Here is a 25,233-nt window from a genome sequence, read left to right as displayed (position 1 = left end):
ACAACGAGGCGCTTACTTCACGAACTGATTGGGAATGTCGGTCACGCGACGTTGCGACATATGATCGACCCATTCTGTGTCGCCACTTCCAGGCTGATTCATCGACCCAGCAGGGCGCGAAGGCGGCGCAATATTGCGCAGGTGTGTGCCGGCTGACGTGGTCGCCGACGCGTATTCGTCGGCACCGAGTTGCAACGGCGCGCGTGGCGAGTAAGCGCCCGCCGCCGACGGTTTCGGCGACGTTTGTTGTGCGATTACCGGCACCGCAATCGGTGGCGCTTCAGAGGTCATCGGCAACATGTGTGGCGATTGCGCCGCGATCCTGGTCTGCGGACGATAGCTGCTTCTTTCGTGCGGACTCGCGGTGCCTTTGAGTTGCTTATCCGGGGGGCGCGATACGTTCTTGCGGGCTGTAGCGAGCGCTGGCGTTGCCTTGACTGGCGTGGTTATTTCCGTGGCGGGATTTGCCGTTAAATCGCGTGACGGAGCCGCAGCAGGAGCGTTCGGCAAAATCTCAGGCAATACGGGTCCAGATACGCCAACCACGTGCACGGGCGATGATGCGGCGCTCGGCGCAAGCTCCGCTGCACGGTTGTTAGCGGTTGAGTGCGGATTGATAGCGGCATCAGGCGAGTGGCGATTTGCCAACTGTGCCTCCTGGCGGAGCGGAAACGGACCCGCTGGTTCGACATCGCCAGGCGCGTGACGTTGAGCGAATTGACCAAAGGCAATCCAGGCAAGCATCGCGGCGCCGCCGAGTGCGCAGGCGCCGCCTGCCAGCGCACTCCAATGCATTGAGCCGCCACGCGGCGAGGCCGGCATGGCTGGTGCGTAAGCCGGCGAGAAAGATGTGGTTTCGGCGGACGCTTGCAAAGATTCGTCGACCGGTGCGTGGAACGCGGTTGTCGAGATAGCAGGTGGGATGAAACCTGAGGATGCGGGCGGCGGCTTGCGCAACGATTCCCACTGGCATAGCCCGCGGATGGCTTGCGCATCCAGACAAAAGGTACGTAACACGGCTGCATAGAGCGCCTTGAGTTCCGCCCGCAAACTATGCCCCGGCGGCAGCAATGCCCAGCCGCGGCCGAATGGCGCGGGCAGCAGACGAGAGAGCGGCGACAGGCTCGGCAGTGCCATGGAGCCTTCGATCAGGGTGAGGGGAATAGTGGTCGACATCGGTTTCTTCGCAGCGCCTCGTAAAGGGGCCGCGGAATGGCGGCTCGGGGGCTCTGGCTTCTGGGCGATGCGTACGAAAACGCGATACACAACGCCATATGAAATCGCCGTGCTCAGGTCGAGCACGCCGCCGCATGAGCGGTCACTGTGAAGCCATCGGGTAAGGAAGATGATGCCTGGAAGTGGCTGAACTAACGATCGGATTGTTCCGAAAAAGAAGCGCTGTTCCGGCCTGAGCCGGGCCGGCCTTGGGTGGCGATTAAACCCGGCACGTCTGTTTCATCGATCCCGCTGACGGTCCAGCCGGTACACATAACGCAATGCGGTAATATCCACGCCGCCCATATGATCCGGTTCGGCGCCGACGAACTCCCAGCCCTGCTTTTCATAAAAGCCGATCGCCGGCGTGTTGCCTTCGAGCACGTAAAGATACAGCTGCGTTTCTCCTTGCGCGCGCGCCCAGTCTTCGGCTGCGCGCATCAACAGCTTGCCGGCGCCAATGCCCTGGTGCGCCGGGAGCGCATGCAGGTTGTCGAGCAGGACACCCCACGCGGATTCCGGTTGCTGTTCGACGCAGACGAAACCGACCGGCTCACCCGCGAGCTCGGCGATCAGGATCATGCGGCGCTCGCCGCCCGGCGCGCGCAGGCGCGCTTCCCAATAGGCGGCGCGCTCCCGCGTGACTTCGCCGTCGAGGAATGCATCGGGTAACAGGCCGCGATAGGTAGCCTGCCAGCTGGTGCTATGGATCGAGGCGATCAGCGCTGCGTCCGCGAGGGTTGCAGGGCGCAGCGAAAGTGCGCGGGAGGTTTGCATCGGGATGGTGTTCAACGGGAATTGCCTGTCTGAAAAAAGTTTACCGCAAGGCTGAGCCGGCGTTGCCTGTAATGAAGCTGTATGGAATGCGCGACAGTGCCATGAACGGTAACATTACGTGTTGCGGGTTCCGGGTGTTTCACAACGTTTACCCTGATACCGTGTGAATGCGTTCGGCATGAAAATGCAGCGCCCCCGGCGCGTTCTAATCGAGCCGTCTGCGGCATCCGCTTGCCGAACGTAGTGGATCGTTTAACTGCCTGAGCGCCGCCGGTCGGTGTGGCGACAGGCTTATCAGAGAATGTCATGTCTACTGCGTCACACGCCACTTCCTCATCCGAAGAATCCAAGTTCAAGACAGTTTTCCGCGTCGTCAGCGGCAACTTTCTTGAGATGTACGACTTCATGGTCTACGGCTACTACGCGTCCGCGATTGCCAAGACCTATTTCCCAAGCGGCAACGAATTTGCCTCGCTGATGCTGTCGCTGTCGGTATTCGGCGCGGGTTTCCTGATGCGGCCACTTGGCGCAATCGTGCTGGGTGCCTACATCGACCATCACGGCCGGCGCAAAGGCCTGATCCTCACCCTCGGCCTGATGGCGCTCGGCACCCTGACGGTCGCCGCGATCCCAGGCTACGCGACCATCGGTGTACTTGCCCCGATGCTTGTGCTGTTCGGCCGGCTGCTGCAAGGCTTCTCCGCCGGGGTCGAACTTGGCGGCGTGTCGGTCTATCTGTCGGAGATCGCCACCAAGGGCAACAAGGGCTTCTATTGTGCGTGGCAGTCGGGCAGCCAGCAGGTCGCCGTGGTGTTCGCCGCGCTGATCGGCGTGTTCCTGAACAAGATGTTGCCGGCTGACCAGATGACGTCCTGGGGCTGGCGCGTACCGTTCCTGATCGGCTGCCTGATCGTCCCGTTCCTGTTCCTGATCCGCCGTTCGTTGCAGGAAACCGAGGAGTTCAAGGCGCGCAAGCATCGTCCGAGCATGGGCGAGATCATGAAGACGATGGCCGCGAACTGGGGCATCGTGCTGGGCGGGATGGGCATGGTCATCATGACCACTGTGTCGTTCTACATGATCACGGCCTACACGCCGACCTTCGGCAAGGAAGTGCTTAAGCTGTCGTCGATCGATACGCTCGTCGTCACCGTCTGTATCGGTTTGTCGAACCTGGTCTGGCTGCCGCTCGCGGGCGCATTGTCGGATCGCATCGGCCGCCGTCCGGTGCTGATTGCCTTCACGGTCCTCACGATCATCACCGCGTACCCGGCGCTGCAATGGCTGGTCGCCGAACCGTCGTTCGTTCGCCTGCTGGCGGTCGAGTTGTGGCTGTCGTTCCTGTACGGCAGCTACAACGGTGCAATGGTGGTGGCGCTGACCGAAGTGATGCCGGTCGAAGTGCGGACCGCGGGTTTCTCGCTGGCCTACAGCCTTGCTACGACGATCGGCGGCTTCACGCCGGCCATCTCGACGCTGCTGATTCACACCACGGGCAACAAGGCCGCGCCTGGCCTGTTCCTGGGCGTGGCGGCGATCTGCGGGCTGATCGCGACGCTGGTGCTGTATCGCACGCCGGAGTCGCGCGATCAGTATCGAACGGCTTAAGGGCAGGGTTAAGGTTCACCGTTCATCCGGACAAACCGCCCGGACAAACAAAAACCCCGCGTTCTCACGAGCGCGGGGTTTTTTGTTAGGCGCCGCGTCGGAAACGTCAGCAACGCCAGCAAAATCGGCAACGGATTTCGCCGGGTCTGGCCCGGTTAGCCGCGGCGCAATTCGTTCGCTACCGCCTCCACCACATCACCCCACGCGCCAGGTTGCGGCTGGCGCAACAGCGTTACGCCCGGATACCACGAACTGCGCGTCTCGTCGACGAACCAGCGCCAATCCGCGGCGAACGGCAGCATCAGCCACAGCGGCTTTTTCAGCGCGCCGGCGAGGTGAGCGATCGACGTATCGACCGACACGACCGCGTCGAGCCGCTCGATGATCGCCGCGGTATCCGCAAAATCGCCGATCCGCGTACCCATGCGATGAATCGACGCCGCGTGCGGATGCGCGTCGAGCGCCGCCTGCTCCCCGGCGCTCAGCTCGGGTTGCAGCACGATCCAGTCGATCCCTTCAAGCGCAAATAACGGAGCAAGTGCCGCAAGCGGCATCGAACGGGTTTCGTTCTGCTGGATGCGTCCTGACCACGCAATGCCGATCTTGCGTTTCGCGTGACCGCCGAGCGAACCGCGCCATTTGCGGCCATAAGCCGGCGGCGCGCTGAGGTACGGCGTGCGGGCGGGAATCGTGTCGTAGGTGGTGCCGAGCGCGAGCGGCAAGCTCAGCAGCGGGCATTGCAGATCCGCCGCCGGACGCGCTGCGCCCTGTGCGATCAGTGTCACGCGCCAGGCTTGCGCGGCCGGTGCGAGCAGCGGCAGCAGTTGTGGCTGCACCTCGAGCACCACGCGCGCCGCACGCTGCGCGGCCAGCGGTACGAAGCGCACGAATTGCAACGTGTCGCCGAAACCCTGCTCGGCATAAACGAGGAGCGTGCGTTGTTCGATCGGTTCGCCGTGCCAGCGCGGCAAGGTCTGGATGACCGGCTGCGCGGCGATCTGCAGCCGCCATTCGTATTCCGGCAACCCGCGCGCGAAATCGCGCAACGCGAGCCATGCAAGCGCGCGGTTCAGGTGCGCGGACGCGAGATCGGGGCGCAGGCGCAGCGCCTGATCGAACGCCCGCACAGCGGCGGCGTGCGCGTTCAGTGCCTGGTGTGCCGTGCCGAGACTCAGCCAGGCGAGCGCGAATTGCGGATCGAGGCCGACCGCGCGCTCGAGATACGGCAGCGCTTGCTCATGACGTCCCAACGCCGAGAGCGCGTTGCCGAGTCCGAATATGGTTGGCGGCAGGTTCGGTTGCAAGGCGAACGCCGCCTGGAAAGAGGCGACGGCTTCTTCGTGGCGGCCGGTGGCGTCGAGCGTATTGGCGAGGTTGAAGTGCGCGGCGACGAACCGCGGTTCGGCGGCCAGTGCTGCCTGAAAGCACGGGATCGCCTCGTCCGCGCGGTCAAGCGCGTTCAGCGACATACCCATGTTGTTGAGCGCGCCCGCATGCCCGGGACGCAATTCGAGCGCGCGCTGGAACGACGCGATCGCATCCGTATGACGGCCGAGCGCGTGCAATGCGTTGCCCAGATTGTTGTGCGACGAGGCGTCGTTCGGCTGCAGGCGCAGCGATTTCTCGAAGGCGTCGGCGGCGTCTTCGTGGCGCCCCACCGACGCGTATGCATTGCCCAGGTTGTAGTGGGCCATCGGGAAAGACGGCGCCAGCGTCAATGCATTGCGGAATTGTTCGATGGCGTCGTCGATCTTGCCCAGCGCCTTCAGCGCGTTGCCGAGGTTCAACTGCAGGGCGGCGTCTTCCGGGCGCAGGTTCACCGCGCGCCGCACGAGCTCGGCGGCTTCGGCGTGCTGACCCTGCTGGTGGCGCAGGACGCCCAGCAGGTGCAACGCATCGACGTGCGCGGGGTTGCCCTCGAGCGTCGCGCGGTAGCCGCGTTCGGCGTCGTCGAGGCGGCCGTCACGATGCGCCGCGAAAGCGCGGTCAAATACTTGTTGCATGACGGAGGATGGCATTCGGGTGAGGCAGAGGCCGCATTTTCCCACACTCGCCGGACCGTTCTCCGATTTGACCTGTTGTCTCGATATCTATAACATGTGAATACTTGTTCATATGTATGCCGATAATGCTGCTTGCCATGGATTCCACAACGTTGCCTGTCAGTTTCGAGGACCGCGTGGGAGAGACGATCGTGCCGCTGGCCGATCTGTTTCGCCTGCTTGGCGATCCGACGCGGTTGCGCATCGTGCTCGCGTGTGTCGACGAGCGGCGCGCGGTCGGCGCGATTGCGGAGCGGCTGGGCTTGTCGTCATCATTGGTGAGCCACCATCTGAGGTTGTTGCGCGCGGCGCGGATCGTGCGCGCGGAGCGGCAGGGCAAGCAGGTCTTCTATCTTGCCGCTGACCGCCACATCAGCGCGATGCTGGCCGGCATGCTCGAGCATGTGGCCGAGCCGGCCGGCGAATTTCCTCTGGACCCGTCATGAAGAAACCCACTACGCCGAACCGGCCCGCCGAAGAACGCGAGGACGACCACGCGCCAGTCTGGCTCGATGAGGAATTCGACGGAATCGATGGCGAAGACACGCGGGCCGAGGGGAAAGCGCGCGGTGCCGGCGGACAAGAGGGGCACCGCCATGGTGTGGCTCGTCCCGATGCCGGCGAGACGCATGAGAGCGGTGCACAGGACCATGCAGCGGGCGGGCGCGGTTCACACGGCGGCGGTGCGGACCATGCCCACGAGCATGATCGCGACCTGGATCACAGCCACGGTGTCGGTAGCCACAAAGATCATGACCATGGGGACCACGATCACAGTGGCCGGGATGACAACGATCACGATCACAGCGGCCACGATCACGATAGCCCCAACCCCGGTAGCCACGCCGGCCACGCCCACACCCACAGCGCCCACAGCGCCCACAGCCACGCGGGCCACCACCATGCCCATGCACCCGTTGCAGGCCACGGCCGCGCCTTCGCACTCGCCGTCGCACTGAACGTAACGATCGTGCTGGTTCAAGCCGTCTACGGCGTGATCGCGCATTCCACCGCGCTGCTCGCCGACGCGGGCCACAATCTCTCCGACGTGCTCGGCTTGCTGCTCGCCTGGGGCGCAACCTGGCTCACCACGCGCCGTCCGTCGGCACGCTATACATTCGGCTACGGCAGTTCGTCGATCCTGGCGTCGCTCGCCAACGCGGCGCTGTTGCTCTTCGCGTGCGGCGTGATCGTTGCCGAGGCAATCGGACGCCTGATGAACCCGGCGCCGGTCGCGGGACTCGTGGTGTTCGTCGTCGCGACGGTCGGCGTGGTTGTGAACGGCTTCTCGGCGTGGCTCTTCATGCGCGGCCAGAAGGACGACCTGAACATACGCGGCGCGTTCCTGCATATGGCCGCGGACGCCGGCATCTCGGCCGCGGTCGCGATCAGCGGCCTCGTGATTCTCTATACCGACTGGACGTGGCTCGATCCGGTAATGAGCCTGCTCGTGGTCGCGGTGGTGGTATATGGCACATGGGGTCTGCTGCGCGATTCGGTACGCATGGCGCTCGATGCCGTGCCGCCCGGCGTCGACCTGCAGCATATCCGCGACTATCTCGCCGGACAGCCCGGCGTCACCGACGTGCACGACCTGCACGTCTGGGCGCTGTCGACCACCGGCAATGCGCTCAGCGCGCATCTGGTGATGCCGGCAGGCCATCCCGGCGACGAGTCGATCGACGGCATCGTCGTCGCATTGCGCGAACGTTTTTCGATGCAGCACGCCACGCTGCAAGTCGACCTCGGCACCACCGTGCATCAATGCGCGATGGATCATCCGCACGATTGATGCGGCGCACCGTTGAACGGACTATCGGCGGCGTACACTAGAACGTACCGTGGTCTCCGGAGTTCCGCATGGACGCTGCCGCACACGATGCGTCGCCGGTGCTGATCGTTGGGGCGGGTCCGACCGGACTCGCCGCGGCAATGAGTCTGGCGCGTGCCCACATCCCCGTGCGTCTGATCGACAAAGCGCTGCAACCGAGCCCGTATTCGCGGGCCATCGGCATTCAGGCGCGCACACTCGAACTGTTTGAACAGCACCGGCTGATCGAGCCGTTTCTCGAACTCGGTCATCGTGCGCGCATCGCCAATCTTTTTTCCAATGGCATGCGTCTCGCACGCCTCGATTTCGATCCGCTGCACACGCGTTATCCGTATCTGCTGTTTCTCGATCAATCCGTGACCGAACGTTTGCTGACGGAACATCTCGCGACGCTCGGCGTGACGGTCGAACGCGGCGTCGAGCTGGCGATGTTCTCGCAGGGCTCCGCCAGCATTCAGGCGACACTGCGCCGTGCCGACGGCCACACCGAGACTCTGCGCCCGTCCTACGTGATTGCCGCCGACGGTGCGCATAGCACGATCCGTCACCGGCTCGGCTTGAGTTTTGAGGGCAACACTTTCGAGCAGACGTTTCTGCTTGCCGATCTGCATGCGGAAACCGATTGGCCCGAAGACGAATTCCATATCTTCGCCTCAGGCGAGGGTCTCGTCGCATTGTTTCCGATGGGCCATGGCCGCCATCGTCTGATCGCGGATCATCCCGGTGCGCCGACCGCGGTTCCGGAGCCGGTCACGCCGGCCGTGCTCGGGGAGCCGTCGCTCAACCAGGTTTCGCCGCCGTCGCTGGAGGCGTGCAAGACCCTGATTGCCCAGCGCGTGCGGGAACGCGTCGACGTGTCGGACATGGCATGGTCGTCGTATTTTCATCTGAACAGCAGAATGGTGGAGAGACTGCGCGTCGGCCGCATCTTCCTCGCGGGCGACGCCGCTCACGTACACAGCCCGGCGGGCGCGCAAGGCATGAACACGGGTATTCAGGAAGCGTTCAATCTCGGCTGGAAACTGGCTCGCGTTCTGCACGGCGCGGCGCCTGACCGGCTGCTCGATACGTACCATCAGGAACGGCATCCGATCGAGCGCGACGTGCTCCGGCAAACCGGCTTCATCACGCATATGGCCGAGGCCGATCATGGACCGCTGAAGTTGTTGCGCGAGCGTGTGATGCCGGTGCTGGCGGCGCTCGGTCCGCTGCGCGATGCGGCGCGTATGACCATCAGCGAGTTGTCGATCCAGTATCGACGCAGTCCGCTGACGCTCGAGCGTGTTCTCGACGGCGGCCCGCGTGCCGGCGAGCGGGCGCCGGATGCGCTGGTGCATGTGGTGGACGGGCCGCTGGGCCGTGCGCCGGGCGTCGGTTGCATTTTCGATCTGCACGATCCGGCGTTCTTTTCGTTGTTCCTGCTAGTCCAGCCGTTGCCCGTCGACGGAACGCCGCTCGATCCGGCCGCGAAGCACGCGTTGCCGCCGGATCCGGAACTGGAGCGCCTGACGGCGGAAGTCGAGCGATTGTTGCCGGGCGCGGTGCGCATCTGGCGCGTGACCGATACGAGCGGCGAGGGCGCTCCGGCGCTGTCCGAATCCTATGGACGCACACGGCCGTCGTTCTATCTGGTGCGGCCGGACGGCTATATCAGCGCACGCGGCCGCACCGGGTCCGATCTGCACGGCTTGCTGCGGCATTGCGAAGCGTGGTTCGCCGTGGGTGGGGTGATACCGGAGCAGACGGCGCTGTGAGGCGAGTCTGAGAGATTGCCTGTAGCGTGCCTGTTCGAGCGTTCGTGAGTTTGCTGATGGAAATAGCAGCCTGGTGAATCCGCGAGGCGATCCGTGTGCGAGGCGGCTCGTGATCTGAGCCGCCTCGTGTGTCAGGCGCAGGATGAACAGAGCCGCCTATACCGTAGAAAGTGCCGCCGGCGTCAGCCCGTCACGATGCTTGACGAGCGCCTCCCTGACAATGGCCGACATCTCGACCCCGTCCGCATCCGGCTCATCGAGCGTCGCTAGCAAAGCGCGCCGCATACGCGGCTCCCAGAAGCGGCGGATATGATCGGCGATGCCGGCGAGCGCTTCTTCGCGGTCCGGCATCGAATCGAAAAAGTCGCCGATCCGGTTCGCCATGTCGATCAGATTCTGATTGTCCATGGTGCGCCTCACTTACCCGACGTTGCGTTGGCCACCTCGCGCTGCTTCAGCAGATCGAGTTGCTCGGTGTTGAAGCGCGAGTAGTCCTTCTGCCATTGCGACGGCTGTTCGACCGGCATCACCTGCACCGCGGTCACCTTGTACTCCGGACAATTGGTGGCCCAGTCCGAGCTATCGGTGGTGATCACGTTCGCGCCCGATTCGGGGAAGTGGAATGTCGTATAGACGACGCCCGGTTGCATCCGCTCAGTCACTTTCGCGCGCAACACGGTTTGTCCCGCACGCGATTCGATGCCGACCCAGTCACCGGTCTTGATGCCGCGTTCTTCCGCATCGTGCGGATGCAGCTCCAGCCGGTCTTCATCATGCCAGCGCGAATTCTCGGTGCGGCGCGTTTGTGCGCCGACGTTGTATTGCGACAGGATGCGGCCCGTGGTGAGCAGCAGCGGGAACTTGCGTGTGACTTTTTCTGGCGTCGCGATGAACTTCGTAATCACGAACTTGCCCTTGCCGCGCACGAAGGTGTCGATGTGCATGGTCGGCGTACCGTCGGGCGCGTTCTCGTTGCACGGCCACTGGATGCTGCCGAGCTCGTCGAGCTTCTTGTACGACACGCCGTGGAAAGTCGGCGTGAGGCGCGCGATCTCGTCCATGATCTGCGACGGATGCGTGTAATCCATCTCGTAGCCAAGCGCGCGGGAGAGCAGGATCGTCGCTTCCCAGTCGGCATAGCCGGCGAGCGGAGGCATCACTTTGCGCACGCGCGAGATGCGGCGCTCGGCGTTCGTGAAGGTGCCGTCCTTTTCGAGGAACGTCGAGCCCGGCAACAACACGTGCGCGTACTTTGCCGTCTCGTTCAGGAAAATGTCCTGTACGACGATACATTCCATCGCCGACAGCGCCGCCGCCACATGGTGCGTGTTGGGATCGGACTGCACGATGTCTTCGCCCTGGCAGTACAGGCCCATGAAGGTGCCGTGCACCGCGGCGTCGAACATGTTCGGAATGCGCAACCCAGGTTCAGGCTGCAGCGTGACGTTCCATGCTTCTTCGAACAATGCGCGCGTGATCGAATCGCTGATATGGCGATAGCCCGGCAGCTCGTGCGGGAACGAGCCCATGTCGCACGAGCCCTGCACGTTGTTCTGACCGCGCAGCGGATTCACGCCGACCCCTTCGCGGCCGATGTTGCCAGTCGCCATCGCCAGGTTGGCGATGCCCATCACCATCGTCGAACCTTGCGCGTGTTCGGTGACGCCGAGGCCGTAGTAGATCGCTGCGTTGCCGCCGGTCGCATAAATGCGCGCGGCTTCGCGAACGGCTTCGGCCGGCACGCCGGTCAGTTCCGCGGTGGCTTCCGGTGCGTTCTCGGGCAGCGCGACGAAATCGCGCCATTGCTCGAATGCGCGGGTGTCGCAGCGCTCGGCGACGAACGTTTCGTTCAGCAACCCTTCGGTCACGATCACGTGCGCGAGCGCATTGACCACGGCGACATTGGTGCCCGGGCGCAACTGCAAATGATGCGACGCCTTCACGTGCGGCGTATCGACGATATCGATGCGGCGCGGATCGACGACGATCAGCTTCGCGCCTTCGCGGATGCGGCGTTTCATGCGTGAGCCGAACACCGGATGGCCGTCGGTCGGATTCGCGCCGATCACCATGATGACGTCGGCCTTATCGACCGAAGCGAAGGTCTGCGTGCCGGCCGATTCGCCGAGCGTGGTCTTCAGGCCGTAGCCGGTCGGCGAGTGGCACACGCGCGCGCAGGTGTCGACATTGTTGTTGCCGAACGCGGCGCGCACGAGCTTCTGTGCGAGATACGTTTCCTCGTTCGTGCAGCGCGACGACGTAATGCCGCCGATCGAATCGCGGCCGTGCTTCGCCTGAATGCGGCGGAATTCCGACGCCGCGTAGGTGAGCGCTTCGTCCCAGCTGACTTCGCGCCACGGATCGGTGATTTTTGCGCGGATCATCGGCTTGGTGATGCGGTCCTTGTGCGTCGCGTAACCCCAGGCGAAGCGGCCCTTCACGCATGCGTGGCCTTCGTTGGCCTGGCCGTTCTTGTGCGGCACCATCCGCACGACCTGGTTGCCCTTCATCTCGGCCTTGAACGAGCAGCCCACGCCGCAATAAGCACACGTGGTCACGATCGAATGCTCGGGCTGGCCGAGCATGACGACGGTCTTTTCCTGCAAGGTCGCGGTCGGGCAAGCGGCGACACACGCACCGCACGACACGCATTCCGATTCCATGAACGGCTGGTTTTCGCTCGCGGCGACGCGTGATTCGAAGCCGCGTCCGGTGATCGTCAGCGCAAATGTGCCCTGGGTTTCTTCACACGCGCGCACGCAGCGATTGCAGACGATGCACTTCGACGGGTCGTACGTGAAGTACGGATTCGATTCGTCTTTCTTGTCCTTCAGATGGTTCGCGCCGTCGAATCCGTAGCGCACTTCGCGCAAGCCGGTGACGCCCGCCATGTCCTGCAATTCGCAGTCGCCGTTGGCGGGACAGGTCAGGCAGTCGAGCGGGTGATCGGAGATGTACAGCTCCATCACGTTACGGCGCAGCGATTGCAGACGGTCGGTTTGCGTGCGGACCTTCATGCCGGCTTCGACCGGCGTCGTGCACGAAGCGGGGTAGCCGCGCTTGCCTTCGATCTCGACCAGACACAAACGGCATGAGCCGAACGGCTCGAGCGAATCGGTCGCACAGAGCTTCGGCACATTGACGCCGGCTTCGACGGCGGCGCGCATTACTGATGTGCCGGCCGGAACCGTTACCGCCTGGCCGTCGATTTCGAGCGTGACGTCGACGTCGGCATGACGCAGCGGCGTGCCGTAATCCGTATCGTCAAAGGGTGAGCGTGTTGCGCGTTGTTGCGCCTGCGATTTGCACGCGCAGTTGCCGGAGCCGCAGCAGCCCGAGGAGATTTCCTTCGGGACGCCGGCAGGGGAGTTGAGCACGTCGGACATGTGAGGCTCCTGGGTCAGGCCGCTGCCGCTTTGGGCGCGTGGTCGTGCACGTTAGCGAGACCGAAGTCTTCGGGGAAATGGTCGAGCGCGGACAGTACCGGGAACGGCGTCATGCCGCCCATCGCGCACAGCGAGCCGGACACCATCGTGTCGCACAGATCGCGCAACAACTGCACTTGCCGCGTGGACGTATCGCCGTTGCGGATCCGGCCGATCACTTCGACGCCGCGCGTCGAGCCGATACGGCACGGTGTGCATTTGCCGCACGATTCGAGCGCGCAGAAGTGCATGGCGTACTGCGCGAGTTCGGCGAGATTCGACGTGTCGTCATGCACGACGATACCGCCGTGGCCCACCACTGCGCCGACGGCTGCGTACGCCTCGTAGTCCATGGGGATGTCCCACTGGCTTTCCGGCAGATAAGTGCCGAGCGGGCCGCCGACCTGCACGGCGCGCGCCGGGCGTCCGCTTGCCGTGCCGCCGCCATAGTCGTACAGCAGTTCACGCAGCGTGACGCCGAACGCCAGCTCGACCAGACCGCCTTGCTTCACGTTGCCGGCGAGCTGGAACGGCAGCGTGCCGCGCGAACGGCCCATGCCGAAGTCTTTATAGAAAGCCGCGCCGCGCGCGAAGATGATCGGCACCGTCGCGAGCGTGATCACGTTGTTGATCACGGTCGGTTGGCCGAACAGGCCGACTAGCGCAGGCACGGGCGGTTTCGCGCGCACGATGCCGCGTTTGCCTTCGAGCGATTCGAGCAGCGCGGTTTCCTCGCCGCAGACATAAGCGCCGGCGCCTTTCGCCACGAACAGCTCGAAGCGATGCGCCGTCGAGCCGAGCACGCTGTCGCCGAGCCAGCCGGCGGCGCGCGCTTTGGCGATCGCGGCTTCGAGCATCGCAATCGAATGCGGATATTCGCTGCGCACGTAGATATAGCCGACCGTCGCGCCCGTCACGACGCCTGCAATGATCATTCCTTCGATCAGCACGTATGGGTCGCTTTCCATCACGAGGCGGTCGGAGAAGGTGCCGGAGTCGCCTTCGTCCGCATTGCAGACGATGTACTTCTGCGCCGCTTTGGCGCCGCGCACCGTGCGCCATTTGATGCCGGCGGGGAAGGCCGCGCCGCCGCGGCCGCGCAGGCCGGATTCGATCAGCGCTTCGCAGGCGGCGTCGCCATCGGTTTGCAACGCCTGCTTGAGACCTTCGAGGCCGCCGTGGGCAATGTAATCGTCGACGGAAAGCGGGTCGGTGATGCCGATGCGCGCGAAGGTCAGGCGTTGCTGCTTCTTCAGATACGGTATGTCATCGACCACGCCGACACGGCTCGCGTGTTCGCCGCCTTCGATGAAGCCGGCGTCGAACAGCGCTGCAACGTCGGTCGCTTCGACATTCGCATAGCCGACGCGGCCTTCGGCCGTCGCCACTTCGACCAGCGGTTCGAGCCACAGCAAACCGCGCGAACCGTTGCGAACCAGTTCGATTTCTATGCCGCGGCGGGCGGCTTCCGCTTCGATCGTTTGAGCCAGCGCATCGGCACCAAGTGCCAACGCTGACGAATCACGGGGAACGTAGATGCGCGTCATGCCGTGACCTCCACACATTTGCTGGCGGCTGCGAACAACGCATCGAATTTTTGCGGTGTGACCTTGGCGTGCAAGGTGCCGTTGACCATCATTGCCGGTGACAGCGCGCATTGGCCGAGGCAATACACCGATTCCAGTTCGACCGCCGCACCATGCCGATGCTCCGCATCGAAACGGCAGCCGGTGTGCACCTCGATATGCTGCGCGAGCGCCTCGGTGCCCATGCTGCGGCATGCTTCGGCGCGGCACAGTTGCACCGTGACGGGCGCCGCGGGCTGCGTGCGAAAGTGGTGGTAGTAGGTGATGACGCCGTGCACTTCCGCGCGCGACAGGTTCATGGCACGCGCGAGAGGCGCAACCGTGTCGGGCGGCACGTAGCCGAGTTCGTCCTGAATAGCGTGGAGTACCGCTAGCAGCGACATGCCCGGCTGCGCGTGACGCTGCACCAACTGCTCCGGCGCGACGGCGATGGAATCGTCCAAGTGGGGGCTCCTCCAAAGTCATATATGCACTTGTCATTCATAATGTGTGCACTTATGCTTCGTATATTCGATATGGGATAGCCGAACAATAGGCGGGTGATACGCCTCGTGCAATAGGAAAGAGTTGAGCATATATGATCAGGATCGAGTGCCAGGCGCAGCTGGTTGTGAAGGGCCCGGGCGGCCGCGAGGCAAGCCTGTCGGACGTGGTGCCGCTGCTCGCGCTGGTGGACGAATCCGGCAGCATCGCGCAGGCGGCGACGCTTAAGGGTTTGTCCTACCGTCATGCGTGGGGTTTGTTGCGCAGCATCGAGGAGCGTTTGGGGGGTGCGCTGATCGCGAAGGAGCGTGGGCGCGGTTCGGTGCTGTCCGAACTCGGTCAGGCCGTGTTGCGCGCGCAGCGTCTGTGCGGCGAGCGGCTCGACGGCAATATGCAGGCGCTCGCGAGCGAAGTCGCAAGCGACCTGAACCGCTGGCTCGCGCCACCCGCCGACGACGTGCGGATCTATGCGTCGCACGGATATGCCGTGGCGGCATTGGTGACGGCGCTGGTCGCGAACGATCAGCCGGTCGACATCAAATACCGCGACAGCGCGGACGCGGTTAGCGCGCTCGCCCGTGGCGAATGCGATCTGGCCGGTTTCCACTTGCCGCTAGGCGAGTTTCGCGCGGCGTGTGCCGATACGTACCGGCGCTGGCTCGATCCGCAGCGCCACGTGCTCGTGCACCTGACGCGGCGCAAGCAAGGCCTCTTTCTCGGCAAGGGCAATCCAAAAGGAATCGACGGCTTGAGCGACCTCGCGCGCGACGACATTCGTTTCGTCAATCGTCAGCCCGGTTCCGGCACGCGAATGCTGCTGGATCTCGCGCTACGAAAAGTCGGGGTCGATCCGGACCGGGTCAACGGCTACGCGTCGACGGAACTCACGCATTCGGCGATTGCGGCGTTCGTGGCGAGCGGCATGGCGGATGTGGGCTTCGGCGTGGAGCCGGCGGCGCATCATTTCGGGCTCGACTTCATCCCGATCGTCGAAGAAGACTATTACTTCGCCTGCGACCGCGCCCGGCTCGAGCGCGCGCCGCTCGCAATGGTGGTTGGCTTGCTGCGCGGCGCGGCGTTCCGGCATAACGTCGATCTGCTCGAAGGTTACGATCCGCGCGATTGCGGCAAGCTGCTCGATCTCGACGTGGGGCTCGGCTCCGCAACGGCGTAAGCGACTGTAAACAAAATGGTGCGGTCGCCGCTGCGTGGACCGTTCGTTTGGGATAATCTCTAACCTTCCGCTTACGCCTTAACCGCGCGCTGTGCCGCGCTGAATCGATATGAAAGTTCTTCTTCACGCATGTGCTGCGGCAGCGACGGCCGGTGTGCTTCTCGCCACTGCTTCAGTTGCCTTCGCCCAGAATTCGCCGGGTGTGCCGGGCGGTATCCTGCAAGATCAGTTCCGTCTTGCCGAGCATCCGCAGATGCCGTTCGCGGCGTCGACGCCCTCGGGCAAATACCAGTCCGACAAAAAGTCGGCCATGCGCAAGCGCGGCGACAACGGCGATCCGAACGGTTGCAACCTGCAGTGCCCTAAAGACGAATAAGCGAAGTGCGCGAATCAGCGCTTTCATGTTCCGCTTTTGTATTCGTTCGAGACGCCGGCTTGCTGCCGGCGTTTTTCGTTTGAGCGGTATTTATAAAGTCTCCGGGTTCTGGCCCGTCGTTCAACGGCTATCGGTTAGGGCTTCGCCGTGTGCCACATGTCCTTGAAGCCGTCCCCCTTCATTTCTCCCGCCTGTTTGTCTGCTGCGTAGCGATACAGCGGATGGCCTTTGTATGCCCATTGCTGTTTGCCGTCGGCGGAGGGGATCAGCGTCCAGTCGCCTGAGGGCTTGTCCGATGGACTCGCCATGGCGGCCGGCCAGTTGCTCATGCAGCCGCCGGTGCAGGCGCTCACGCCGGGCGTGGTGTCTTTGTCGAAGGTGTAGAGCGTCATACCGTCCGCGGCGACGAAGCGACCGTCGACGATCTTTGGGGCTTCGGCAAAGGCAGTCTGTTGTAGTGCGAGGAGAGTCAGCGTGGAGAGGCAGAAGAGAGTCTTGCGCATGATGTCGGCTCCTGATTCTGGTGTTGGTCTCGCGCGGGACGCGGCATGCGGGCGCACGTAGGGAGTGAACGGTTGAACGAATACGTTTATTCCGCTTGCCTTCACGGCTTTGAGGCCCGCCAGCAAAAAGGCCCGATCGATGAGCGGGCCTTCTGTTTTGTCGGCAGCCAACAAAAAACCCGCAAGCAGCAGGCCGCTTACGGGTTTTGAGTGAGTCTTGATGATGCAGCCTGAAACAATGTTCTGGTGGAGGCGGCGGGAATCGAACCCGCGTCCAGAAGCACTCTACGACTAGTTCTACATACTTAGTTCTGTCATTTGATTTAACCACCACGACGCGGACGAACACGCTGCATGACGGCGATTCACTAGGTTTTCGACCCGGGCGTCGTGACGCCGCCAAGGCTTAACTGACGTATATGACCTCTGTCGGTATTGCTACCGGTCTTGCGACTCTAGCCCGTCAGTGAACTAGGCAGAGGACGGCGGCCCTTAGGCTGCCAGTGCGAACGTTTCGTCGTTTGCAGTTACGTTTTTCCCATTGATTAACGAGGTGACGGGTCCTCGGTATGCCCTAGCCGCTTCGCAACCCCTGTCGAAACCAGGTCGCCCCCGCGGTTCGTTGCCCAAAATGTCTGGGCCAGACGGAGATTTTACAATAGTTTGACGGCCACGTCCCGGCTGATTGCCTTTGTTGTCTTGTCGTCCTGCTGCGCGGTCGCGGTGGAGCGCCGGGCGTCGCACGTGTTGCCTGCGCCGTGTTTGCCGCGTTCGCTGGATGCGTTCAGCCGATATCGCGCAGCAGCTTCTGCAGTTCAGCGGGCGATTGCACGACATGCTGCGCGTGCCATTGCGTCGGAGGAATGTCGTTGCCGCAGTAGCCGTAGGCGGCCGCGACGGTCTTCATGCCGGCCGCGAAACCCGCCTGCACGTCGCGCAGGTCGTCGCCGACGTAGACGATACGCTCCGGCAATATGTCCAGCTCGCGCGCGGCATGCAGCAAGGGCGCGGGGTGGGGCTTCGAATGCGGGGTCGTGTCGCCGCTCACCACGCAGCCCGCGCGCTCTTCGAGGCCGAGTTGTGCGATCAGCGGCTCGGTGAGCCGTGCCACCTTGTTCGTCACGATGCCCCAGCGCACGCCCCGTGCGTCGAGATCGTCGAGCAATTCGGCGATGCCGGGAAACAGCGTGGTCTCGATGCACAAGTCGGCTTCGTAGTTGGCGAGAAACTCCTCGCGCATCGACGCGAATTCGTGGTGCTCAGGGCCGATGCCGAAGGCCCCGCCGATCAGCCCGCGCGCGCCAGCGGACGCGAGCGGCCGCAGGTCTTCGAGCGGCACCATATCGAGGCCGCGGTCATGACGCATCTTGTTGACGGCGGCCGCGAGGTCGGGCGCGGTGTCGGCCAGCGTGCCGTCAAGGTCGAACAGGACGGCCTGGCAAAGACCGAGTGCGTCGTCGTTGTCTTCGCGCTGCGGCAGGGGCGTGGGATCGCTCATTGATTTGGGTCTGGGCAGGTCAGGACGGATCAGGCGTCGCGGCGGCAGGCGAGCATGTAGTTCACGCTTGTGTCGGCGGACAGCGTGAAATGCTTGCTGAGCGGGTTATAAACGATGCCTTTGATGTCGACCGTGCGCAGCCCGGCGGCGCGCACGAAGCTCGCCAATTCCGATGGGCGGATGAAGCGCGCGTAGTCGTGCGTACCTTTGGGCAGCATCCGCGCGATATATTCCGCGCCGATTACCGCGAACAGATACGACTTCACGTTACGGTTCAGCGTGGAGAAAAACACCCAGCCGCCCGGTTTCACCAGTGTCTTGCACGCCTCGACGATAGCGGCCGGCTCGGGCACGTGCTCGAGCATTTCCATGCAGGTGACGACGTCGTAAGTGCCCGGTTCGCGGGCGGCAAGCGCTTCAGCAGCGATTTCTTCGTAACTAACGGTTACACCGCTTTCAAGGCTGTGAAGATCCGCCACGCCGAGCGCCTGACTCGACAGGTCGATTCCCTTCACGTGTGCGCCCAATCCCGCCATCGACTCCGACAGAATGCCGCCGCCGCAGCCGATATCCAGTACGGTTTTACCGGCGAGATGCGCGTGCGTGTCGATCCAGCTCAGGCGAATCGGGTTGAGTTCATGCAGCGGTTTGAATTCGGCGTTCGGGTCCCACCAACGATGCGCGAGGTCGCTAAATTTCTGTAGTTCGTGGGGATCGGCGTTGGTCATAGCGGAAGCTGCCTCGATGAGAGCGTTGAGCGGGCGCTCGAGGATAAACCCTGAGTATATAGGCCGGGAGACAGGGCAGCAAAATGCCGCGCGGCGGCCGGCTCATGCTGTTCTGCCAGGCGGACGGATGGATGCCTGGAGGAGAGGGCGAGCGGTATCCGCTGCGGCATAAAAAAAGCCCCGCCGAAGCGGGGCTTTGATACTGCGGTAATTTGTAGCTTACTGCTTCGAAGTACCGACAACTTCGACTTCCACGCGACGATCCGGTGCGAGGCAAGCGACGAGTTGCTTGTGGTTCTTCTGGTTGCAACCGGTCGTGACCGGGTTGCGCTTGCCCTTGCCTTCCGTATAGATACGGTTGGATTCGATGCCCTTGCTGACGAGGTACGACTTCACAGCTTGAGCACGGCGCAGCGACAGACGGTCGTTGTACTTGTCCGAACCAATGCGGTCCGTGTAACCCGTTGCAACGATGACTTCCAGGTTAAGCGAGCCAACCTTCGATGCCAGATCGTCCAGCTTTTCCTTGCCAGCCGGCTTCAGGATAGCCTTGTCGAAGTCGAACAGAGCGTCAGCTTGATACGTAATCTTTTGGCTCGTGATAGCCGGTGCAGGTGCGACCGGAGCCGGCGGGGTCGGAGCCTGGGCAACCAGGGCGCCATCGCACTTAGCGTTGGCCGTTGCCGGCGTCCAGAATGCATCGCGCCAGCAAAGCTCGTTCGTGCCGTTCATCCACACGTATTCGCCGGTACCATTCACCCAGTTGTCGTTCGTGGCTTGTCGCGACGCCGGCACCGATTGCGCCATGGCGGATGCAGCCATAACTGCGGTAGCTGCAATGAACGCGAGCTTTGAAAGTTTATTCATATTTCTCCTCTCGAAATTGAGATTACCGCAGGTTTACTGCGAGCCTGTTGACGAAGACAAGTCATACATTGCTCGAAGTATAACATCGGTGTAGAACAAAAAACGTGCTGTGTAGACTTCGAGCAGTGTCTAACTCTTTGTGCGTTGGCATTTTGCCATATCGTTCCCTTCCAACGATAAAAAAATCTGCCCCCAATCAAATCGCCCTCCAATTGTGGTGCATGCGCAACAGAAGCAATCCGCTGAAGGCACCGCCAGTCATGGCTGAGCGGCGGATTGCCTCACGCACAAATCGAGCCCGCTCCGGTTCGGTCGTGGGGCATTCAGGCGCCGTTTCCGCTCGCCTGCTAATAGGTATACGTACCCCAGTCGGGGGCGGATGCGCGGCATGTTAGAATCGCGTGATGCGTTGCGCCTGCAATGCTTACGCGAAGGCGCGGCGAAGTGAACTGAAGTTGGGCCGTCGCCTTGGCACGTAAAAGATACGGATAAATGGATCAATTCGCCAAAGAGACTCTGCCAATCTCCCTAGAGGAGGAAATGCGCCGTTCGTATCTCGATTACGCGATGAGCGTGATCGTGGGGCGTGCGCTTCCCGATGTTCGCGATGGCCTGAAGCCGGTGCACCGGCGCGTGCTGTACGCGATGCACGAACTGAACAACGACTGGAACCGGGCTTACAAGAAGTCGGCGCGTATTGTCGGCGACGTCATCGGTAAATATCACCCGCACGGCGACACGGCTGTTTACGACACCATTGTCCGGATGGCGCAGTACTTCTCGCTGCGCTACATGCTGGTGGACGGTCAGGGCAACTTCGGTTCGGTCGACGGCGACAATGCCGCGGCCATGCGGTACACCGAAATCCGCATGGCGAAGATCGGCCACGAGCTGCTGGCCGACATCGACAAGGAAACGGTCGACTTCACGCCGAACTACGACGGCAGCGAAAACGAGCCGGCCATCCTGCCCGCGCGTATTCCCAATCTGCTGATCAATGGCTCGTCCGGTATTGCGGTCGGCATGGCGACCAACATCCCGCCGCACAACCTCAATGAGGTTGTCGACGCATGTCAGCACCTGCTGAAAAACCCGGAAGCCACGATCGACGAACTGATCGAGATCATCCCGGCACCTGATTTCCCGACCGCCGGCATCATCTACGGCGTGGCCGGCGTGCGCGACGGCTATCGCACCGGCCGCGGCCGCGTGGTGATGCGCGCGCTCACGCACTTCGAGGAAATCGACCGCGGTCAGCGCATGTCGATCATCGTCGACGAGTTGCCGTACCAGGTGAACAAGCGCTCACTTCTGGAACGCATCGCCGAACTGGTCAACGAGAAGAAGCTCGAAGGCATCTCCGACATCCGCGACGAGTCCGACAAGAGCGGCATGCGTGTCGTGATCGAGCTGAAGCGCGGCGAAGTGCCGGAAGTGGTGCTCAACAATCTGTATAAGGCGACCCAGCTTCAGGACACCTTCGGCATGAACATGGTCGCGCTGGTCGACGGCCAGCCGAAGCTGCTGAACCTGAAGGAAATGCTGGCGTGCTTCCTGTCGCATCGCCGGGAAGTGCTGACGCGGCGCACTGTATACGAACTGCGCAAGGCCCGCGAACGCGGTCACGTGCTCGAAGGTCTGGCCGTTGCGCTCGCCAACATCGACGAGTTCATCGCGATCATCAAGGCCGCGCCTACGCCGCCGATCGCCAAGCAGGAATTGATGGCGCGTCCGTGGGATTCGTCGCTGGTGCGCGAAATGTTGTCGCGCGCCGAGACGGAAAACGCGTCGGCCGGCGGCCGTGAGGCTTATCGTCCGGAAGGTTTGAATCCGTCCTTCGGCATGCAGTCCGACGGCCTCTACCGCTTGTCCGACACCCAGGCTCAGGAAATATTGCAGATGCGTCTGCAACGCCTGACGGGGCTGGAGCAGGACAAGATCATCGGCGAGTACCGCGAAGTGATGGCGCAAATCGCCGACCTGCTGGACATCCTGGCTCGCCCGGAACGCATTACGGCGATCATCGTCGACGAACTGACGTCGATCAAAGCCGAATTCGGCGACGCGCGCCGCTCGAAGATCGAGCTGAACGCAACCGAGCTGAACACCGAAGATCTGATCACGCCACAAGAGATGGTCGTGACCATGTCGCACGCCGGCTATGTGAAATCGCAGCCGCTGTCCGAATACAGCGCGCAGAAGCGGGGTGGCCGCGGCAAGCAGGCCACGGCGATGAAAGAAGACGACTGGATCGACACGCTGTTCATCGCGAACACGCACGATCACATTTTGTGCTTCTCGAATCGTGGTCGTGTCTACAGCGTGAAGGTCTACGAAGTGCCGCAAGGCTCGCGGAACTCGCGCGGCCGTCCGATCATCAATATCTTCCCGCTTCAGGAAGGCGAAAAGATTACGGTTGTCTTGCCGGTTAAGGAATTCTCGGCTGACAAATTCGTCTTTATGGGCACCGCGTTAGGAACTGTAAAAAAGACGCCGCTGGAAGCCTTCGGCCGTGTGTTGCGCAAGGGTATTATTGCGGTCGGTCTGGACGACGGCGATTACCTGATCGGCGCCGCCATTACGGACGGCCAGCATGACGTGATGCTGTTCTCGGATTCCGGCAAGGCGGTGCGTTTCGACGAAAACGACGTCCGCCCGATGGGCCGTGAGGCGCGTGGTGTGCGCGGCATGCAGCTTGAAGACGGTCAGAGTGTGATTGCCTTGCTGGTGGCTGGCGACGAACAGCAGTCGGTGCTGACCGCAACCGAAAACGGCTATGGCAAGCGCACGCCGATCACCGAGTACACGCGTCACGGGCGCGGTACGAAGGGGATGATCGCGATCCAGACGTCGGAGCGGAACGGCAAGGTCGTCGCCGCCACGCTGGTGGATCAGGAAGCGCAGATCATGCTGATCACCAATACAGGCGTGCTGATTCGTACGCGCGTATCGGAAATTCGAGAAATGGGACGCGCAACCCAAGGTGTTACACTCATCAGCCTTGACGAAGGGACCAAGCTTTCAGGTCTGCAACAGGTTGCTGAGGCGGAAGCGGAGATCGATGTGGAAGGCGACACCGAAGGTCCTGCCGAAGGCGACAACGGCGGTGAAGACGGTGGTGCGGCCTGATCTGCGTCGGCAGCTTTCAGTCTTAGCTATTGGTTGAAAGCTGCGCAGGGAACAATGGCGTGTCGGGCCGATACGCATCCCACGCAGCTTGCAGTTCAAGTTAATTTCTCTTAGGGAGTAATGATGCAAAAACGATTCAAACAACTGATGTTGCTGGCTGCTCTCGTGCCGACCTTCGCTATGGCTCAAGCGCTTCAGAGCCCGGCCCCGGCGGCTCCGGCTGCTGCCGCTGCACCGGTTGATCCGGCCAAGCAGGCTGCAATCAAGGACCTGCTGGACGCAATCGACGCACAGAAGCTCGTTGGCGCAATTGGCAACAGCGCCCAGATGCAAGCCAAGCAACTGGTCCCGGCTATCCTGTCGGACGCCCTGAGCGAAAACAAGACGATGACGGACAAGCAGAAGCAGGCTTCCGTCCCGACGCTGCAAAAGAACGCAGTGCCGAAGCTGGTTGACGGCGCAGGCCAGGTGTTTGCAACGGACTCGTTCCGTCAAGACGCCATGCAAGCTCAGTACGACGCTTACGCGAAGTACTACAGCACGTCGGAAATCAAGGATCTGACCGCGTTCTACAAGAGCCCGACCGGCCGCAAGTTCATCCAGGTTCAGGACCAGGTTGGCCGCGACGTTGTGAACGGCTTGATGCAAAAGTACATGCCGCAATCGATCAAGGCAACGCGTGACCAGGCTGACAAGGAAGTCGCTTCGGTCAAGCCGGCTAAGTAAATTGGGTAAATAAGTTGGCTGAATAAGCCAGCGAGTTGAGCCAAAAGGTCGAAAGGCTGCGCTGACATCGCGCTGGCCGCCGCCCGGTAAGCTATATGGCGTGCCGGGTTTGGCGGGTTGGCAGCGACAATGCGATAATGGCCGTTTGCGCACGCGCGCAGACGGCCATTTTCATTTTGGGCGCGAAATTGTTGTCAAACACGCGTCGTTGGACTCGTGTTGCCGAGTGCACGTTGTTAACTTTGCAACGACTGCTGTCGTAGCGGCTGCCGTTGCGGTGGTTGCCTCGCGACCGCCAATTTCGCCGATTTTTGCGCGATCTGTTTGTTTTTCGCGCCAGCTTCCAGGATCTCACGATGCGCGTTTTTAATTTCTCCGCCGGCCCAGCGGCCATGCCCGAAGAAGTGCTGCGTCAGGCAGCCGACGAGATGCTCGATTGGCAGGGCAGCGGCATGAGCGTGATGGAAATGAGTCATCGCGGCAAAGAGTTCATGTCGATCCACGAGGAAGCGCTCGTCGATCTGCGCGAACTGCTCGAGGTGCCTGCCAGCCACCGCATTCTGTTTCTGCAAGGCGGCGGCCTGGGCGAAAACGCAATCGTGCCGATGAATCTGATGGGCGCGAAACCGCGCGCGGATTTCGTGGTGACCGGTTCGTGGTCGCAGAAGTCGTTCAAGGAAGCGCAAAAGTACGGCGCCGTGCATCTGGCGGCGAGCGGCCAGACGGCCGAGGGCTTCACCCGTGCGCCGGCTCGCTCGGAATGGCAGTTGTCGGACGATCCGGCTTACGTGCATCTGTGCACCAACGAGACCATCCACGGCGTCGAGACGTTCGAGATTCCCGACCTCGGCGATATTCCGCTGGTGGCGGACGCTTCGTCGCACATCCTGTCGCGCCCGATGGACATCGCCAAATACGGCGTGCTGTTCGGCGGCGCGCAGAAGAACATCGGCATGGCGGGCGTCACGGTGGTGATCGTGCGCGAAGACATGCTGGATCGCGCGCAGTTGATCTGCCCATCGGCGTTCGAATGGAAAACCGTCGCCGAGAACAATTCGATGTACAACACTCCGCCCACGTACGCGATTTACGTCGCGGGGCTGGTATTCAAGTGGTTGAAGAAGCAGGGCGGCCTTACCGCGATGGAAGCGCGTAACCTCGAAAAATCGAAGCTGTTGTACGACGCGATCGATTCGAGCAGCTTCTATCTGAACAAGGTCGAGCGTGGCTCGCGCTCGCGGATGAACGTACCGTTTTTCCTCGCCGACGAGTCGCGCAACGAAGATTTCCTGGCCGGCGCGAAAGCGCGGGGAATGGTGCAGCTAAAGGGCCACAAGTCCGTCGGCGGCATGCGGGCGTCGATTTATAACGCTGTCCCGCTCGAAGGCGTCAAAGCGCTTGTCGAATACATGAAGGAATTCGAACAGCGCAGCGCCTGATCGTCTTAGACATTCAGGCACGCGCATCCTTTCCAGCACGCATTTGTGCAGCAGCTACCGGCAGGGCCGTTT

Annotated in this window: 21 protein-coding genes and 1 other RNA gene; 10 read left to right on the top strand and 12 right to left on the bottom strand. The window is 62.5% G+C overall.

Features of this window, described 5'->3' with window-relative positions; all coding sequences use genetic code 11:
* Positions 1-12: 12 nt before the first annotated feature.
* Positions 13-1,176: a hypothetical protein gene (locus ACOSV0_RS15455; RefSeq protein ID WP_434107022.1), complete on the bottom strand. Its 1,164-nt coding sequence runs from the start codon at positions 1,174-1,176 to the stop codon at positions 13-15.
* Positions 1,177-1,455: 279 nt separating this feature from the next.
* Positions 1,456-1,992: a GNAT family N-acetyltransferase gene (locus tag ACOSV0_RS15450; RefSeq protein WP_434110304.1), complete on the bottom strand. Its 537-nt coding sequence runs from the start codon at positions 1,990-1,992 to the stop codon at positions 1,456-1,458.
* A 306-nt stretch (positions 1,993-2,298) separates the two neighbouring features.
* Between ACOSV0_RS15450 and ACOSV0_RS15445 the strand changes: the two genes are divergently transcribed.
* Complete coding sequence (locus ACOSV0_RS15445) at positions 2,299-3,600, top strand: MFS transporter (RefSeq protein WP_434107021.1); 1,302 nt, start codon at positions 2,299-2,301, stop codon at positions 3,598-3,600.
* Between the two features lie 155 nt (positions 3,601-3,755).
* On the opposite strand, the gene ACOSV0_RS15440 is transcribed toward ACOSV0_RS15445, so the two are convergent.
* The gene (locus ACOSV0_RS15440; protein ID WP_434107020.1) at positions 3,756-5,603 is read right to left on the bottom strand and encodes a tetratricopeptide repeat protein; all 1,848 of its coding nucleotides are present in this window, start codon (positions 5,601-5,603) and stop codon (positions 3,756-3,758) included.
* A gap of 137 nt (positions 5,604-5,740) precedes the next feature.
* Here ACOSV0_RS15440 and ACOSV0_RS15435 point away from each other — a divergent pair, with 137 nt between their 5' ends.
* From ACOSV0_RS15435 to ACOSV0_RS15425, 3 genes are all read left to right on the top strand, one after another.
* On the top strand, positions 5,741-6,088 hold the full coding sequence (locus tag ACOSV0_RS15435; protein WP_434107019.1) for an ArsR/SmtB family transcription factor: 348 nt from the start codon (positions 5,741-5,743) through the stop codon (positions 6,086-6,088).
* The gene (locus ACOSV0_RS15430; protein ID WP_434107018.1) at positions 6,085-7,434 is read left to right on the top strand and encodes a cation diffusion facilitator family transporter; all 1,350 of its coding nucleotides are present in this window, start codon (positions 6,085-6,087) and stop codon (positions 7,432-7,434) included. The genes ACOSV0_RS15435 and ACOSV0_RS15430 overlap by 4 nt, the downstream gene beginning before the upstream one ends.
* A gap of 68 nt (positions 7,435-7,502) precedes the next feature.
* Entirely contained in the window at positions 7,503-9,227 is a 1,725-nt protein-coding gene (locus ACOSV0_RS15425) for an FAD-dependent monooxygenase (RefSeq protein ID WP_434107017.1), read from the top strand.
* 156 nt (positions 9,228-9,383) lie between these two features.
* Here the strand turns inward: ACOSV0_RS15425 and ACOSV0_RS15420 are convergent, their stop codons facing one another.
* From ACOSV0_RS15420 to ACOSV0_RS15405, 4 genes are read right to left on the bottom strand one after another with little or no spacing between them, the layout of a single operon-like run.
* Positions 9,384-9,635, bottom strand: coding sequence for a formate dehydrogenase subunit delta (locus ACOSV0_RS15420; protein WP_434107016.1), 252 nt, complete (start codon positions 9,633-9,635; stop codon positions 9,384-9,386).
* Positions 9,636-9,643: 8 nt separating this feature from the next.
* Complete coding sequence (gene fdhF / locus ACOSV0_RS15415; protein WP_434107015.1) at positions 9,644-12,613, bottom strand: formate dehydrogenase subunit alpha; 2,970 nt, start codon at positions 12,611-12,613, stop codon at positions 9,644-9,646.
* 14 nt (positions 12,614-12,627) lie between these two features.
* Entirely contained in the window at positions 12,628-14,199 is a 1,572-nt protein-coding gene (locus ACOSV0_RS15410) for a formate dehydrogenase beta subunit (protein ID WP_434107014.1), read from the bottom strand.
* The gene (locus ACOSV0_RS15405; RefSeq protein ID WP_434107013.1) at positions 14,196-14,681 is read right to left on the bottom strand and encodes an NAD(P)H-dependent oxidoreductase subunit E; all 486 of its coding nucleotides are present in this window, start codon (positions 14,679-14,681) and stop codon (positions 14,196-14,198) included. Before ACOSV0_RS15405 ends, ACOSV0_RS15410 begins: the two co-directional genes overlap by 4 nt.
* Before the next feature lie 134 nt (positions 14,682-14,815).
* Here ACOSV0_RS15405 and ACOSV0_RS15400 point away from each other — a divergent pair, with 134 nt between their 5' ends.
* Positions 14,816-15,895, top strand: coding sequence for a substrate-binding domain-containing protein (locus tag ACOSV0_RS15400; RefSeq protein WP_434107012.1), 1,080 nt, complete (start codon positions 14,816-14,818; stop codon positions 15,893-15,895).
* Between the two features lie 109 nt (positions 15,896-16,004).
* Positions 16,005-16,271 (top strand): hypothetical protein, encoded by a 267-nt coding sequence (locus ACOSV0_RS15395; RefSeq protein WP_434107011.1) that lies wholly within the window; start codon positions 16,005-16,007, stop codon positions 16,269-16,271.
* A 134-nt stretch (positions 16,272-16,405) separates the two neighbouring features.
* Here ACOSV0_RS15395 and ACOSV0_RS15390 read toward each other — a convergent pair whose 3' ends face one another.
* Entirely contained in the window at positions 16,406-16,774 is a 369-nt protein-coding gene (locus tag ACOSV0_RS15390) for a COG4315 family predicted lipoprotein (protein ID WP_434107009.1), read from the bottom strand.
* Between the two features lie 72 nt (positions 16,775-16,846).
* Here ACOSV0_RS15390 and ACOSV0_RS15385 point away from each other — a divergent pair, with 72 nt between their 5' ends.
* On the top strand, positions 16,847-16,984 hold the full coding sequence (locus tag ACOSV0_RS15385; protein WP_434107008.1) for a hypothetical protein: 138 nt from the start codon (positions 16,847-16,849) through the stop codon (positions 16,982-16,984).
* A 34-nt stretch (positions 16,985-17,018) separates the two neighbouring features.
* Here the strand turns inward: ACOSV0_RS15385 and ssrA are convergent.
* The 4 genes from ssrA to ompA form a co-directional block, all read right to left on the bottom strand.
* Positions 17,019-17,388: a transfer-messenger RNA gene (gene ssrA / locus ACOSV0_RS15380) on the bottom strand.
* Positions 17,389-17,558: 170 nt separating this feature from the next.
* A complete protein-coding gene (gph, locus tag ACOSV0_RS15375) occupies positions 17,559-18,272 on the bottom strand; it encodes a phosphoglycolate phosphatase (protein WP_434107007.1) in 714 nt (237 codons plus the stop codon).
* Positions 18,273-18,301: 29 nt separating this feature from the next.
* The gene (gene ubiG / locus ACOSV0_RS15370) at positions 18,302-19,000 is read right to left on the bottom strand and encodes a bifunctional 2-polyprenyl-6-hydroxyphenol methylase/3-demethylubiquinol 3-O-methyltransferase UbiG (protein ID WP_434107006.1); all 699 of its coding nucleotides are present in this window, start codon (positions 18,998-19,000) and stop codon (positions 18,302-18,304) included.
* 219 nt (positions 19,001-19,219) lie between these two features.
* A complete protein-coding gene (gene ompA / locus ACOSV0_RS15365; protein WP_054037229.1) occupies positions 19,220-19,867 on the bottom strand; it encodes an outer membrane protein OmpA in 648 nt (215 codons plus the stop codon).
* 540 nt (positions 19,868-20,407) lie between these two features.
* Here ompA and gyrA point away from each other — a divergent pair.
* From gyrA to serC, 3 genes are all read left to right on the top strand, one after another.
* Positions 20,408-22,996: a DNA gyrase subunit A gene (gene gyrA / locus ACOSV0_RS15360; protein WP_434107005.1), complete on the top strand. Its 2,589-nt coding sequence runs from the start codon at positions 20,408-20,410 to the stop codon at positions 22,994-22,996.
* Between the two features lie 123 nt (positions 22,997-23,119).
* Positions 23,120-23,722 carry a DUF2059 domain-containing protein gene (locus ACOSV0_RS15355; protein ID WP_054037403.1) on the top strand — a complete coding sequence of 201 codons (603 nt, stop codon included), beginning with the start codon at positions 23,120-23,122 and terminating at the stop codon, positions 23,720-23,722.
* Positions 23,723-24,078: 356 nt separating this feature from the next.
* Complete coding sequence (gene serC, locus ACOSV0_RS15350; RefSeq protein ID WP_434107004.1) at positions 24,079-25,161, top strand: 3-phosphoserine/phosphohydroxythreonine transaminase; 1,083 nt, start codon at positions 24,079-24,081, stop codon at positions 25,159-25,161.
* Positions 25,162-25,233 lie beyond the last annotated feature (72 nt).

The sequence above is a fragment of the Paraburkholderia caffeinilytica genome (assembly GCF_051027425.1).
Lineage (GTDB): Bacteria > Pseudomonadota > Gammaproteobacteria > Burkholderiales > Burkholderiaceae > Paraburkholderia > Paraburkholderia caffeinilytica_A.
The sequence above is the reverse complement of the archived record's forward strand: the minus strand, read 5'-3'. Positions and strand labels throughout refer to the sequence as shown.

Excerpts from the sequence above, each read along its gene's own strand:
- ACOSV0_RS15390 (WP_434107009.1), bottom strand. The coding sequence starts at position 16,774 with ATGCGCAAGACTCTCTTCTGCCTCTCCACGCTGACTCTCCTCGCACTA.
- ACOSV0_RS15455 (WP_434107022.1), bottom strand. The coding sequence starts at position 1,176 with ATGTCGACCACTATTCCCCTCACCCTGATCGAAGGCTCCATGGCACTG.
- ACOSV0_RS15410 (WP_434107014.1), bottom strand. The coding sequence starts at position 14,199 with ATGACGCGCATCTACGTTCCCCGTGATTCGTCAGCGTTGGCACTTGGT.
- ACOSV0_RS15400 (WP_434107012.1), top strand. The coding sequence starts at position 14,816 with ATGATCAGGATCGAGTGCCAGGCGCAGCTGGTTGTGAAGGGCCCGGGC.
- serC (WP_434107004.1), top strand. The coding sequence starts at position 24,079 with ATGCGCGTTTTTAATTTCTCCGCCGGCCCAGCGGCCATGCCCGAAGAA.
- gph (WP_434107007.1), bottom strand. The coding sequence starts at position 18,272 with ATGAGCGATCCCACGCCCCTGCCGCAGCGCGAAGACAACGACGACGCA.
- ACOSV0_RS15425 (WP_434107017.1), top strand. The coding sequence starts at position 7,503 with ATGGACGCTGCCGCACACGATGCGTCGCCGGTGCTGATCGTTGGGGCG.
- ompA (WP_054037229.1), bottom strand. The coding sequence starts at position 19,867 with ATGAATAAACTTTCAAAGCTCGCGTTCATTGCAGCTACCGCAGTTATG.
- gyrA (WP_434107005.1), top strand. The coding sequence starts at position 20,408 with ATGCGCCGTTCGTATCTCGATTACGCGATGAGCGTGATCGTGGGGCGT.
- ACOSV0_RS15395 (WP_434107011.1), top strand. The coding sequence starts at position 16,005 with ATGAAAGTTCTTCTTCACGCATGTGCTGCGGCAGCGACGGCCGGTGTG.
- fdhF (WP_434107015.1), bottom strand. The coding sequence starts at position 12,613 with ATGTCCGACGTGCTCAACTCCCCTGCCGGCGTCCCGAAGGAAATCTCC.
- ubiG (WP_434107006.1), bottom strand. The coding sequence starts at position 19,000 with ATGACCAACGCCGATCCCCACGAACTACAGAAATTTAGCGACCTCGCG.
- ACOSV0_RS15420 (WP_434107016.1), bottom strand. The coding sequence starts at position 9,635 with ATGGACAATCAGAATCTGATCGACATGGCGAACCGGATCGGCGACTTT.
- ACOSV0_RS15435 (WP_434107019.1), top strand. The coding sequence starts at position 5,741 with ATGGATTCCACAACGTTGCCTGTCAGTTTCGAGGACCGCGTGGGAGAG.
- ACOSV0_RS15440 (WP_434107020.1), bottom strand. The coding sequence starts at position 5,603 with ATGCAACAAGTATTTGACCGCGCTTTCGCGGCGCATCGTGACGGCCGC.
- ACOSV0_RS15430 (WP_434107018.1), top strand. The coding sequence starts at position 6,085 with ATGAAGAAACCCACTACGCCGAACCGGCCCGCCGAAGAACGCGAGGAC.
- ACOSV0_RS15355 (WP_054037403.1), top strand. The coding sequence starts at position 23,120 with ATGCAAAAACGATTCAAACAACTGATGTTGCTGGCTGCTCTCGTGCCG.
- ACOSV0_RS15445 (WP_434107021.1), top strand. The coding sequence starts at position 2,299 with ATGTCTACTGCGTCACACGCCACTTCCTCATCCGAAGAATCCAAGTTC.
- ACOSV0_RS15450 (WP_434110304.1), bottom strand. The coding sequence starts at position 1,992 with ATGCAAACCTCCCGCGCACTTTCGCTGCGCCCTGCAACCCTCGCGGAC.